Origin of the sequence: Amycolatopsis sp. WAC 01376 (assembly GCF_003947415.1) — a bacterium.
Classification (GTDB): domain Bacteria; phylum Actinomycetota; class Actinomycetes; order Mycobacteriales; family Pseudonocardiaceae; genus Amycolatopsis.
On sequence record NZ_QHKL01000003.1, the window covers coordinates 1,088,999 to 1,102,172 of the forward strand.

A 13,174-nucleotide genomic window follows, 5' to 3' on the forward strand; every position below is an offset into this window, starting at 1 on the left:
TACGTCTCCAAGCACGCGAGTTACGACTTGGGGACCTCGCCCTCCCGGCCCCTGAAGCGCGTGAAGGCCCCCTTCCCTCGGCTCAGCCGAGGGAAGGGGGCCTTCACGCGCAAAGCGTCAGCCCGTAGGCGGCTGGTAGACCTTCGTCAGTTTCGAGGCGGAACCCCGGTCCAGCAGCCAGAGCGTGCGACGGCTGCCGCGGGCTCCCGCCACCGGGATCTGGACCTCGCCCGCACCGGCCAGCGCCTGCGCGACGGCGTCCGCCTTGGCGTCGCCGCCGGTGACCAGCCAGATGTCCTGCGCGCGACGGATCGCGGGCAGGGTCAGCGAGATCCGGGTCGGCGGCGGCTTCGGGCAGTCCCGCACCGCGACGACCGAACGCTCCTTCTCGTACACCGCCGGGCTCTCGGGGAAGATCGAGGCGGTGTGCCCCTCGCCGCCGAGGCCCAGCAGCATGATGTCGAACGCCGCGTCGTTGGCCGCCAGGACCTCCGCGTAGGCCGCGGCCGCCGCGTCGACGTCATCGCCGAACTCGCCGTCCGAGGGTGCCATGGCGTGCACCCGCTTCGGGTCGAGCGGGACGTGGTCGAGCAGCGCCTCGCGGGCCTGCTTCTCGTTGCGGTCGTCCGAGTCCGCCGGGACGAAGCGCTCGTCGCCCCAGTAGAGGTCCAGACGCGACCAGTCGATGGCGTCACGGGCACTGGAGTCGCGCAGTTCGCGCAGGATCGCGATCCCGGTGCCGCCGCCGGTGAGCACCACCGAAGCGGAGCCCTTGGCGGCCTGGACGTCGACGATCCGGGTGACCAGCCTGGCCGCCGCGGCGGCGGCCAGGAGGTCCGGGTTCTCGTAGACGACGACCTCGGTCTTGCTCATGAGGTGCTCTTCCCGGTCTTGGCGGGCGCCTTCTTCGCCGCCGGAGCCGCCTTCTTCGCCGGAGCGGCCGTGCCCGACGAGATCTTGGAGAGCCCGTGGAGCGAAGCCTCGTAGACCTCGTCCGGGTCGAGCCGACGCAGCTCCTCGATCAGGCAGTCCTTGTTGTTGCGCCGCTGCAGGGCGATGCGGCGCGTCGGCTGGCCCGGCTGGGTCAGCGTGCCGACCCGGCCGTCCGGCCGGTGCAGTTCCACCGCGCCGGAACGCCGGTCCAGCGTCACCGAGATGATGCCCGCGGCGCCGCTGCTCTTGACCCGCTTCACCGGCACCTTGAGGTACTCGGCCAGCCAGCCGGCGAGCAGCTCGGTCGACGGCGAGTCGGCCTCACCGGTCACCGTCGCGCCGGTGACCTTCTCATGCGGCGGAAGGTCCAAAGCGGACACCAGCTGCGCGCGCCAGCTGGTCAGCCGGGTCCACGCCAGGTCGGTGTCACCCTCCACATAGGACTTCGCCCGGGTGGTGAGTGCCCTTATGGGCGCCTTTTCCGCCGCCGAGTCGGTGATCCGGCGTTGCGCCAGCTCACCGAGCGGATCCTTGGCCGGGGCCTTCGGACCGGTACCCGGCCACCAGGTGACGATCGGCGCGTCGGCCTGCAGCAGCGGCACGACCGCGCTCTGGCCCTGCGAGGCCAGCGGACCGTAGAGCCGCAGGACGATGACCTCGCTCGCGCCGGCGTCGCCGCCGACCCGGATCTGGCCGTCGATCCGCGGCGCGGCGGTCCGCGCGCCCTTGGCCACCACGATCACCCGCGAGGGGTGCTCCCGGCTGGCCTCGTTGGCGGCTTCGATCGCCTCTTCGAGCTTGTCGTCGTCGTCCGCCACGATGACCAGTGTCAGCACGCGGCCGAGCGCCACCTGCCCGCCCTGTTCGCGGATCTCGACGAGCTTCTTGTTCAGCTGCGACGTCGTGGTCGACGGCAGGTCGATGATCACGGACGCCTCCAGTTCCGGCCGGTACGTTCCAGCATTTCGTCCGCGGACGGCGGTCCCCACGAGCCGGGCGGGTACGCCTCGGGCGCGCCCTTCTTGGCCCAGTGGTCGAGGATCGGGTCCAGGATCTCCCAGGACAGTTCGACCTCTTCGTTCACCGGGAACAGCGACGGTTCGCCGAGCAGCACGTCCAGGATGAGCCGTTCGTAGGCCTCCGGGGACGACTCGGTGAACGCGTGCCCGTAGCCGAAGTCCATGGTGACGTCGCGGACCTCCATCGTGGTCCCCGGCACCTTCGACCCGAACCTCAGCGTGATGCCCTCGTCGGGCTGCACCCGGATCACCAGCGCGTTCTGGCCCAGTTCCTCGGTCGAGGTGGAGTCGAACGGCAGATGCGGCGCCCGTTTGAACACCACGGCGATCTCGGTGACCCGGCGGCCGAGCCGCTTGCCGGTGCGCAGGTAGAACGGCACCCCCGCCCAGCGGCGGTTCTGCACCTCCAGCGTCACCGCGGCGTAGGTCTCGGTCGTCGAGTCCTTCGCGAAACCGCCTTCCTGCAGCAGGCCCGGCACCTTCATGCCGCCCTGCCAGCCGCCCGCGTACTGCCCGCGCGCGGTGGTCTCGTCGAACGGTGCCAGCGGCTTGGTCGCCGAGAGCACCTTGACCTTCTCCGCGCGAAGAGCGCGCGGAGCGAACGAGACCGGCTCCTCCATCGCGGTCAGCGCGAGGAGCTGCAACAGGTGGTTCTGGATGACGTCGCGTGCGGCGCCGATGCCGTCGTAGTACCCCGCGCGGCCGCCGAGGCCGATGTCCTCGGCCATGGTGATCTGCACGTGGTCGACGTAGTTGGCGTTCCAGATCGGCTCGAACAGCTGGTTCGCGAAACGCAGCGCCAGCAGGTTCTGCACCGTCTCCTTGCCGAGGTAGTGGTCGATGCGGAACACCGACTCCTCGGGGAAGACGTCGTTCACGATCCCGTTGAGCTCCTTGGCGCTCTTGAGGTCGCGGCCGAAGGGCTTCTCGATGACGACGCGGCGCCAGGTGTCCTCACTCGCCTCGGCGAGGCCGGAGCGGGCGAGCTGCTTGGTCACCACCGGGAACGCGCTCGGCGGGATCGACAGGTAGAACGCGGTGTTGCCACCGGTGCCACGCTCGGCGTCGAGATCCTTGACCGTCTGCGCGAGCCGGTCGAAGGCGTCGTCGTCGTCGAAGGTGCCCTGGACGAACCGGATGCCTTCGGCGAGCCGGTTCCACACCGACTCCTTGAACGGCGTCCGCGCGTGCTCCTTGACCGAGTCGTGCACGAGCTCGCCGAAGTCCTGGTGCTCCCAGTCCCGGCGGGCGAAACCGACCAGCGAGAACCCGGCGGGCAGCAGCCCGCGGTGGGCGAGGTCGTAGATCGCCGGCATCAGCTTCTTGCGGGCGAGGTCACCGGTGACGCCGAAGATCACCAGGCTGGAGGGCCCGGCGATCCGCGGCAGCCGCTTGTCGCGCGGATCGCGCAGCGGGTTGTTCCAGGCACGTGTCACTCGCCGGCCTCCTGTACCGCGCGGACCAGTCCGGCCAGGCCGGCGGCCCGGTCGGTGAGGTGCAGGCGCAGCACCGGGCGACCGTGCTCCGCGAGCACCTGGCCGTCGCCGAGCGCCTGCGCGTGCTGGAGCACGCCGAGCGTGTACGGCCGGTCCGGGACGTCCAGGTCGTTCTCGACCGCGCCGGTGATCTGCAGGAAGACACCGTTCTGGTGCCCGCCCTTGTGGTACTGCCCGGTCGAGTGCAGGAACCGCGGCCCCCAGCCGAACGTGGTCTGGCGACCAGTGCGCTTGGCGATCTCGCCACGCAGGAGCGACGTCGACGCGTCATCGAGACGGTCGAGGTACGCCTGCACCGCGATGTAGCCGTTTTCCGGGGCGGAATCGAAGAAAGCCCGCAGGATGTCCGCGAGCTTTCCGTCGGTGGCCACGCCTTCCGAGCCGAACACCTCGACCGCGCCGTCCACAGTGGACGGCTTCTCGCCGCCCTTGAGCGCGTCCGGGTTGTCCAGCAAGGAACGGGCCGCCTTCTTCGCGGCCTCGACGTCGGGCTGGTCGAACGGGTTGATCCCGAGCAGCCGCCCGGCGAGCGCGGTGGCGAACTCCCACAGCAGGAACTGCGCGCCGAGCGGCCCGGTCACGGAGATCTTCGCGGTGCCTTCCGCGGGGCCGACCGCCACCGGAGTGGCGTCGGCCTTGGCGTCGGCGAACCCGGGGGAGTCCGGGCCCTCGACGGCGACGGGGAGGAGCCCGGTGCCCTGCTTGCCGGTGGATTCGGCGATCAGCTGCTCCGCCCAGTCGGCGAAGCCCTTGATACCGGAACCCGTGTCGCCGATGACGACCTTCTCGGCGCCGCGCTCATGTGCCGCGACCCACGCCGAGGCGAGCTTGATCGCTGGGTTGTCGGTGACGTCGTCGGCGAGGTTGCCCGCGACGGCAGCGGCCTGGTCGAGCAGACGGGCGACGTCCGCGCCGGCGAGACCGGCCGGGACGAGCCCGAACGCGGTCAGCGCCGAGTAGCGGCCGCCGACGTTCGGGTCGGCGAGGAAGACCTTGCGGTAACCCTCCTTTTCGGACAGTTCCGCGAACGGCGAGCCGGGGTCGGTGACGACCACGATCCGCCGGGCCGCGTCGATGCCCGCGTCGGCGAAGGCCTTGGCGAAGATCCGCCGGTGGCTGTCGGTCTCGACGGTGCCGCCGGACTTCGACGACACCACGATGACCGTGCGCTCCAGGTCACCGGCGAGAGCGTCGGCGACCTGGCCAGGGTCGGTGGTGTCGAGGACGGTCAGCGCGACGCCGTCCGTCGCGGTGATCACCTCGGGGGCCAGCGACGAACCGCCCATGCCCGCGAGGACGACGCGATCGACGCCCTCGGAACGCAGGTCGGTCCGCAGTGCCTCGATCTCGCCGATCAACGGCCGCGAGGACTTGTGCAGCGTCGTCCACGAGAGACGGATCGACGCTTCGGACTCGGCTTCGGGACCCCACAGTGTGGCGTCCTGGGACGCCAGTTTCGATGCGACCTGGTCGGCGACGAGCCGCTCCGCGAACGGAGCGGCTTCGCCGGCCAGGGCGGCGTCGATGATGTCGACGCCTGTCGTTTCCCCTGCCATGGTCCAGATCAGTCCTTTGCCTTTTCGAGCTGCCCGGTGACGGTCTCGAGAAGCTCCACCCAGGACTTCTCGAACTTCTCGACGCCCTCGTCCTCGAGGACCTTGAAGACGTCGTCGATGTCGATGCCGACCACACGCAGCTTGTCGAAGACGATCTGCGCGTCGGGGCCCTTGCCGGTCACCGTGTCACCGGTGATCTCGGCGTGGTCGCCCGCGGCGTCGAGGGTCTTCTCCGGCATCGTGTTGACCGTGTCCTTGACGACGAGCTGGTCCACGTAGCGGGTGTCGGAGTACTGCGGGTCCTTCACACCGGTGGAGGCCCACAGCGGACGCTGCGCGTTCGCGCCTGCCTCCGCGAGCGCCTTCCAGCGGTCCGAGGCGAAGAGCTCCTCGAACGCCGCGTACGCGAGGCGCGCGTTGGCGATGGCGGCCTCACCGCGCAGCGCGATGGCCGCTTCGGTGCCGATGGCGTCGAGGCGCTTGTCGATCTCGGTGTCCACACGGGACACGAAGAACGACGCGACCGAGTGGATGCCCTTGAGGTCGTGGCCGTTGGCCTTGGCCTGCTCCAGCCCGGCGAAGTAGGCCTCGATGACCGCCCGGTACCGCTCGACCGAGAAGATCAGCGTGACGTTGACGCTGATGCCCTCGGCCAGGGTCTTGGTGATCGCCGGGAGACCCTCCTCGGTGGCCGGGATCTTGATCAGCACGTTCGGCCGGTCCACGGTCTTCCACAGGTCCTGCGCCTCGGCCACCGTCTTGTCGGAGTCCTTGGCCAGCCGCGGGTCCACCTCGATGGACACCCGGCCGTCGACCCCGTTCGTGGCGGTGTAGACGTCGCGGAACAGGTCCGCGGCGTTGCGCACGTCGGTGGTGGTCAGCTCGCGGATGGTGGCCTCGACGTCGGCGCCGCGGGCGGCGAGCTCCTTGGTCTGCTCGTCGTACGCCTCGCCCTTCGACATCGCGTTGGCGAAGATCGTCGGGTTCGTGGTGACGCCCACGACGTGCTTGTCGCGGATCAGGTCGGCGAGGTTGCCGGTGTTCAGGCGCTCACGGGACAGGTCGTCGAGCCAGATCGAGACGCCTGCCTCGGACAGCTGAGCGAGCTTGTCGTTGCTCATGTGCTGCGTCATCCCCTTCAGTTCTTGGTGTTGGCGATCGAGCGACGGGCGGCGTCGACGACGGCTTCCGCTGTGAAACCGAACTCGCGGAACAGCGTGGCGGCGTCGGCCGAAGCACCGAAGTGCTCGATCGAAACGTTCTCCCCGGCGTCACCGGTGAAGCGGTGCCACGAAAGGGCGATACCGGCTTCGACGGAGACGCGTGCCTTGACCGACGGCGGGAGGACGGAGTCCTTGTAGGACTTGTCCTGCGCGTCGAACCACTCGACACACGGCATCGAGACGACGCTCGCCGGGATGCCGTCGGCTTCGAGGGTCTTGCGGGCCTCGACGGCCAGCTGGACCTCGGAGCCGGTCGCGATCAGCACGACCTCGGGGCTGCCGTTGGACGCTTCGGCGAGGACGTAACCGCCCCGCTTGACGCCTTCGGCGCTGGTGCCCTCCAGCACCGGCACGTTCTGCCGGGTCAGCGCGAGGCCCGACGGGTGGTGGACGTCCTCCAGGACGGCCTTCCACGCGTACGCGGTCTCGTTGGCGTCCGCCGGGCGGACGACGTTGAGGCCGGGGATCGCGCGCAGGGCGGAGAGCTGCTCGATCGGCTGGTGGGTGGGGCCGTCCTCGCCCAGGCCGATCGAGTCGTGCGTCCACACGTAGGTGACCGGCGCCTTCATCAGCGCGGCCAGCCGCACGGGCGGGCGCATGTAGTCGGAGAAGATCAGGAACGTGGCGCCGTAGGGACGGGTGCCGCCGTGCAGCGCGATGCCGTTGAGGATCGAGCCCATCGCGTGCTCGCGGATGCCGAAGTGCAGCGTCCGGCCGTACGGGCTGGTCTTCCACATTTCGGTGGAAGCCTTCTCCGGGCCGAACGAGTCGGCCCCCTTCATGGTGGTGTTGTTGCTCTCCGCGAGGTCCGCGGAACCGCCCCACAGCTCGGGAAGCGGCTCGGCGAGCGCGTTGAGCACCTCACCGGAGGCCTTGCGGGTCGCGATGCCCTTGGCGTCCGGCTCCCACGTCGGCAGGTTGTCCGCGAAACCCTCGGGCAGCGTGCGGGTCGACATCCGGTCCGCGATCTTCTTGCGCTCCGGGTTGGCGGCGCCCCACGCCTCGAACTTCTCCTGCCATTCGGCGCGGGCGGTCTTGCCGCGGTCGACGGCCTGGCGGGTGTGCGCGATGACCTCGTCGTCGACCTGGAAGTTCTGCGCGGGGTCGAAGCCGAGGATCTCCTTGACCGCGGCGACCTCTTCGGCGCCGAGCGCGGCACCGTGGGCCTTGCCGGTGCCCATCTTCTTCGGCGCCGGGTACCCGATGACGGTCTTCAGCGCGATGAACGACGGGCGCTCGGTCTCGGCCTTCGCGGCCTTGATGGCCTCTTCGATCGCGACGACGTCCTCGCCACCCTCGACGACCTGGGTGTGCCACCCGTAGGCCTCGTAGCGCTTCACGACGTCCTCGGACAGCGCGATCTTGGTGTCGTCCTCGATCGAGATCTCGTTGTCGTCCCAGAAGACGATGAGGTTGCCCAGCTCCTGGCGGCCGGCGATCGAGGAGGCCTCGGCGGTGACGCCCTCTTCGATGTCACCGTCGGAGGCGACGACGTAGACATAGTGGTCGAAGATGCTCTCGCCCTGCGGGGCGTCCGGGTCCAGCAGGCCACGCTCGCGGCGGGCCGCCATCGCCATGCCGACCGCGTTGGCCAGGCCCTGCCCGAGCGGGCCGGTGGTGGTCTCGACGCCCTTGGTGTGGCGGTACTCCGGGTGACCCGGGGTCTTCGAGTCCCACTTGCGCAGCTGCTTCAGGTCTTCCAGCTCCAGGCCGAACCCGGCGAGGTACAGCTGGATGTAGAGGGTGAGGCTCGAGTGACCGGCGGAGAGGACGAAGCGGTCACGCGCGGGCCACTCGGGGTCCGCCGGGTCATGACGCAGCGTCCGCTGGAAAAGCGTGTACGCGAGCGGCGCCAGGCTCATCGCGGTGCCTGGGTGACCGCTGCCGCAGTTCTCGACCGCATCCGCGGCGAGCACCCGAACGGTGTCGACGGCCCGCGTGTCGAGGTCGGTCCAGTCGGCGGGCACGTTGCGCCGGAGGAGTGGGTTCTTCTCGCTGGTAGAGGCGGTTTCGGACACTGAACTCGAACTCCCCGTCATCAGGTTGTGGCTTCTCTTCCCTCGTGGATAACCCACGTGTACCGCTACTAATCTCAATCGATCCGGAAGGGACGATATTCCTGGTCCGGGCCGTTCGCAGGGGCACGCCGCGAGCTACCGCGGCCAGCCTAATGGTTCGGCCGGTCGAGGACCCGCGATCACCCTCTGGAAACAGCACGTCTAACATCGGGGAAGGGTTCAGAACACTCCGGATCCGGGGCCGCCACATCACCCGGAAGCCTGGTGGACCCGGCCCGAAAACTGACGCAGGGAGTGAAATGTCGTTGGTGAACGCTGCGCACGGACGCAGTGACAGCACCAGCGCCGTACATCCGACCGGTGAACGACCGCACGGTGGCCGGCGAACAATCCGCCAGGTCGTCGGCGCGTACGCCGCCCTCGCGAAGCCCAGGGTGATCGAGCTCCTTCTCGTCACCACGATTCCCGCGATGTTCCTGGCAGGCCGGGAGATCCCGTCGCCGTGGCTGGTGCTCGCGACGCTCGTGGGCGGCACCATGGCCGCCGGTAGCGCCAACGCCTTGAACTGCGTCATCGACGCGGATATCGACAAGGTGATGAACCGCACCAAGCGCCGCCCGCTGGTGAAGGAATCGGTACCCCGGCGCGGCGCGCTGATCTTCGGTCTCGTGCTCGGTGTCCTGTCGGCCGTCGTGCTCTATTTCACGGTGAATCTGCTCTCGGCGATTCTCGCGATCGCGACGATCCTCTTCTACATCTTCGTCTACACGCTGGTGCTGAAGCGGCGTACGTCACAGAACGTGGTCTGGGGCGGTGCGGCGGGCTGCATGCCGGTCATCATCGGCTGGGCGGCCGTCACCGGCACCGTCGAGTGGCCCGCGTTCGTGATGTTCGGCGTCATCTTCTTCTGGACCCCGCCGCACACCTGGGCGCTGGGCATGAAGTACCGCGACGACTACGAGCGCGCCGGCGTGCCGATGCTGCCGGTGGTCGCCACCCCGCAGCACGTGGCACGGCAGATCGTCATCTACTCGTGGGTGATGGTCGCCTGGACGCTGCTGCTGGTCCCGGTGACGAGCTGGATCTACACGACGTTCGCGATCCTGGCCGGCGGCTGGTTCCTCTTCTACGCGCACAGCCTGAACGCGGCGGTGCGGCGCGGCGAAGAGACCAAGCCGATGTCGCTGTTCCACCGGTCGAACACGTACCTGATGATCGTGTTCGTCGCGCTGGCCGTCGACTCGGCCATCGGCCTGCCGGTCATCGGCCTGCCTTTCTAGTCTCCTCACCCCTCGCATTTAGTCCTCTGGATGCGGTACTTGCACGCGCAACTACCGCATCCAGAGGACGAAATGCATAGGGGTCTCACGGTGTGGCACGGGGCGGCGCGCGGAGCTACCCGTCGGTACCGTCCGGCGGGGTGACGAGCACAACCGAGCGCCCGGCCGCGGTCCGAGCCGGGCGCAGGACCATGGCGGTCGCCTGCCTGGTCGTCTTCACCGGGCAGATGGCGACGACGATCTACCTCCCCTCCCTCCCGATGATCGAGCGCGACTTCGCGGTGTCGCGTGGCTTCGCGGCGCTCTCGGTCTCGCTGTTCGTCGTCGGCGCGGCGGCGCCGGTGGTGCTCTGGGGCCGTGCGGCCGACCGGCTCGGAAGGCGTGCCGCGATGCTCAGCGCGCTGGGCCTGTTCGTCGTCTCCAGCGCGGTCCTCATCGTGAACACCTCGCCGGCGTGGCTACTCGCTCTTCGTTCCCTGCAAGGGATCGGCGCCGGAGGTGCGGCCATCATCGCCCGCATCGCCGTCCGGGACCTCGGTGACGGCGACGCGCTCGCCAAACGGCTTTCGGTGCTGTCCATCGCGTTCGTCACCGCGCTCGGCGGCGGGCAGTTCGTCGGCGGGCTGATCGGCGAGTGGCGGGGCGGGTTCGTCGTGCTGACGGCGGCGGGTGTGCTCTGCGTCATCGGCACGCTCACGATTCCGCTCGGCCGGGGCCGCGAGGAGAAGACGGGCATGCTCCGGATCTACCTCCGGATCCTCACCGTCCCGGCGTTCCTGCGGCCGACGATCGCGGCGGGGCTCGGCTTCGCGACGATCGTGCTCCTCCAGGAGGTCGCGCCGTTCGTCTTCCAGCAGCACTTCGGGCTGAGCGTGGACCAGTACGGCAGCCTCGGCCTCCTGTTCGGGCTGGCCTACTTCGGGGGCGCGTTGCTGGTCAACCGGCTGGCGGGCCGCAAGGGATCGCCGTGGCTGATGCGGGCGGGCGCGCTGGTCATGACCGGTGCCGGTGCGCTGACGATCGCCTTGTGGCTGGTGCCCGCGATCCCGCTCACGGCCGCGCTCGTGACGTTCATCGCGTTGTACTGCGGGATCACCTTTGGCCAAGCCGCGCTTTTCCCGAGCAGCATGGCCGTCGCGGTGAGCGAGGTCCCCGGACAGGGCGCCTACGCCGTCGCGCTGTGCGGGTTCGTCGCGCAGTCCATCGCGGGTGTCGCGGCCACCTTCGCCGCGCTGCTCCACGAAAACGTCGTATGGGCGAGCGTCGCCACCGGTCTGTCCCTCGGGGCCTTCCTCCTGGTCCGGGTGACCGCGAGGGAATGAGATGATGGCGGGCGCCGTTGTAATCCTTTCGGCCCCTGTCCCACCTCTCGAAAGCAGGCTGCTTTGTCCGTGTCCCCGGACCGGGAACTCGACGCGCTCGAGCAGGACGTCGCGCTCGAGCAGGAGTACGTCACCACCCTTTACCGCAAGCTCGACGTCGAACGCGACGAGGCGCAGCGCAGGCTCGACCAGACGCTGCGCCAGACCGGCGGCACCCCGCAGGCGCGCACCGAACGCGACGTCGCCACGACGCTGTACACCGACAGGCTGGCCCAGCTGAGCTCCGTCGAGCAGGGCCTGTGCTTCGGCCGCCTCGACTTCCTCCCCGAGCATGCGGAGGAGACCACCTACATCGGGCGGCTCGGGCTCTTCGACGAGGACGACGACTATCGCCCGCTGCTCGTCGACTGGCGCGCGCCGGTAGCGCGGCCGTTCTATCTGGCGACCGCCGCTTCCCCCGAAGGTGTCCGCCGGAGGCGGCACATCCGGTCGCTGAGCCGGAAGGTCGTCGGCGTCGACGACGAGATCCTCGACCTCTCCGCCGCGGACCAGGGGCAGGACCTCGGTCTCGCGGGGGAGGCGGCGCTGCTGGCCGCGCTCGAACGCCGTCGCACCGGTGAGATGAGCGACATCGTCGCCACCATCCAGGCCGAGCAGGACCGCATCATCCGCGCGACGCCCAACGGCGTTCTCGTGGTCCAGGGCGGGCCGGGCACCGGCAAGACCGCGGTCGCGCTGCACCGCGCCGCGTATCTGCTCTACACGCACCGGCAGCAGCTCACCACGCGCGGCGTGCTCGTGGTCGGGCCGAACAGCACGTTCCTCCGCTACATCGGGCAGGTCCTGCCGTCGCTCGGCGAGACCGGCGTGCTGCTGGCGACGATCGGGCAGCTGTACCCGGGCCTGGACGCCACCGGCCCGGTCACGCGCGAGGCCGCCGAGGTCAAGGGTCGAGCGGTGATGGCCGACGTGCTGGCCAACGCCGTCCGCGACCGTCAGCGGGTGCCGCAACCGGTGCTGGAGATCGAGTTCGAGCGCGAGATCCTGATGCTCGACCGCAAGACCTGCACCGAGGCGCGGACGCGGGCCCGCCGCTCGCGCCGTCCGCACAACCTCGCCCGGCGGATCTTCGTCTCGGACCTCCTCGACGCGCTGACCCGTCAGGCCGCCCGGAAACTGGGGGAGGACCTGCTCGACGCGCGGGACGTCCAGGACATCCGGGCCGAGGTCGCCGCCGACAAGAACGTGGCCGCCGCGATCGACGGCCTGTGGCCGACGCTCACCCCCGAGATCGTGCTCGACGAGCTGTTCGCCGACCGCGAACGGTTGCGCGTCGCGGCCGGGAAAGCCTTGTCCGAAACCGATCGTGAGCATCTCTACAGCCCGACGGACACGCCGTGGAGCCCGGCCGACGTCCCGCTGCTCGACGAACTCGCCGAGCTGCTCGGTGAGGACGACACCGACGCGCGTGCCGAGCGCGCCCGCCGCGAGCGGGAAGACCGCGCCTACGCGGAAGGCGTGCTCGACATCCTCGAACAGGACGAGGAGATCATCGACGAGGAGCTACTGCGGGTCGGCGACGTGCTCGACGCCGAGCTGTTCGCCGAACGTCAGCAGCGCCGCAGCGAGATGACCGCGGCACAACGGGCCGCGCAGGACCGGACCTGGACCTTCGGGCACGTGATCGTCGACGAGGCGCAGGAACTGACCGCGATGGACTGGCGGCTGCTGATGCGCCGTTCCCCGAACCGGTCGATGACGCTGGTCGGTGACGTCGCGCAGACCGGCGCTTCCGGCGGCGCGCGATCCTGGGGCGAGGTGCTCTCGCCCTATGTCGCCGACCGCTGGCGGCTCGAAGAGCTGACGGTGAACTACCGGACCCCGGCCGAGATCATGGCCGTCGCGTCCCGCGTGCTCGCCGACGTCAACCCGGAGCTCGAAGCGCCGGTTTCGGTGCGGGAGACGGGTTTCGAGCCTTGGCTGCGTTCCGTGGAGCCGACGGAGCTCGGCACCGCACTGCCGGGGATCGTCGACGCCGAACTGTCCGCTGTGGACGGTGGGACGGTCGCCGTGCTGTGCCCGGCCTCCCGGGTCGCTCCTGTTTCCGAGACGCTCGGCGAGGCGGGGGACCGGGTGTCGGTGATGGCGGTGGACCGGGCGAAGGGCCTCGAGTTCGACTCCGTGGTGCTGATCGCGCCGGACGAGGTCGTCGCCGAGTCGCCGCGCGGGCTCAACGATCTTTATGTGGCCCTGACCAGGGCGACCCGTCGGATGGGCGTAGTGCAGACCGGTGACCTTGTTCCGGCGCTGGAGGGTCTTGGCTAAGG

9 protein-coding genes are annotated in these 13,174 nt (G+C 69.7%); 3 read left to right on the forward strand and 6 right to left on the reverse strand.

Annotated elements, in window-relative coordinates; genetic code table 11:
• Positions 1 to 117: 117 nt before the first annotated feature.
• From pgl to tkt, 6 genes are read right to left on the reverse strand one after another with little or no spacing between them, the layout of a single operon-like run.
• Positions 118 to 873, reverse strand: coding sequence for a 6-phosphogluconolactonase (gene pgl, locus DMH03_RS21935; protein ID WP_125793808.1), 756 nt, complete (start codon positions 871 to 873; stop codon positions 118 to 120).
• Entirely contained in the window at positions 870 to 1,862 is a 993-nt protein-coding gene (gene opcA / locus DMH03_RS21940; RefSeq protein WP_125793809.1) for a glucose-6-phosphate dehydrogenase assembly protein OpcA, read from the reverse strand. Before opcA ends, pgl begins: the two co-directional genes overlap by 4 nt.
• Positions 1,859 to 3,388: a glucose-6-phosphate dehydrogenase gene (gene zwf, locus DMH03_RS21945; protein ID WP_125674953.1), complete on the reverse strand. Its 1,530-nt coding sequence runs from the start codon at positions 3,386 to 3,388 to the stop codon at positions 1,859 to 1,861. The genes opcA and zwf overlap by 4 nt, the downstream gene beginning before the upstream one ends.
• The gene (locus DMH03_RS21950) at positions 3,385 to 5,004 is read right to left on the reverse strand and encodes a glucose-6-phosphate isomerase (protein WP_125793810.1); all 1,620 of its coding nucleotides are present in this window, start codon (positions 5,002 to 5,004) and stop codon (positions 3,385 to 3,387) included. Before DMH03_RS21950 ends, zwf begins: the two co-directional genes overlap by 4 nt.
• Positions 5,005 to 5,012: 8 nt before the next feature.
• The gene (gene tal / locus DMH03_RS21955; RefSeq protein WP_125793811.1) at positions 5,013 to 6,125 is read right to left on the reverse strand and encodes a transaldolase; all 1,113 of its coding nucleotides are present in this window, start codon (positions 6,123 to 6,125) and stop codon (positions 5,013 to 5,015) included.
• Between the two features lie 17 nt (positions 6,126 to 6,142).
• Entirely contained in the window at positions 6,143 to 8,245 is a 2,103-nt protein-coding gene (gene tkt / locus DMH03_RS21960) for a transketolase (RefSeq protein ID WP_125793812.1), read from the reverse strand.
• A 299-nt stretch (positions 8,246 to 8,544) separates the two neighbouring features.
• Between tkt and DMH03_RS21965 the strand changes: the two genes are divergently transcribed.
• The 3 genes from DMH03_RS21965 (at position 8,545) to DMH03_RS21975 (ending at position 13,172) form a co-directional block, all read left to right on the forward strand.
• Positions 8,545 to 9,525: a heme o synthase gene (locus DMH03_RS21965; RefSeq protein ID WP_125783717.1), complete on the forward strand. Its 981-nt coding sequence runs from the start codon at positions 8,545 to 8,547 to the stop codon at positions 9,523 to 9,525.
• Between the two features lie 140 nt (positions 9,526 to 9,665).
• Positions 9,666 to 10,847 carry an MFS transporter gene (locus DMH03_RS21970; RefSeq protein ID WP_233611578.1) on the forward strand — a complete coding sequence of 394 codons (1,182 nt, stop codon included), beginning with the start codon at positions 9,666 to 9,668 and terminating at the stop codon, positions 10,845 to 10,847.
• Between the two features lie 69 nt (positions 10,848 to 10,916).
• The gene (locus DMH03_RS21975; protein ID WP_125794030.1) at positions 10,917 to 13,172 is read left to right on the forward strand and encodes a UvrD-helicase domain-containing protein; all 2,256 of its coding nucleotides are present in this window, start codon (positions 10,917 to 10,919) and stop codon (positions 13,170 to 13,172) included.
• Positions 13,173 to 13,174: the final 2 nt, after the last annotated feature.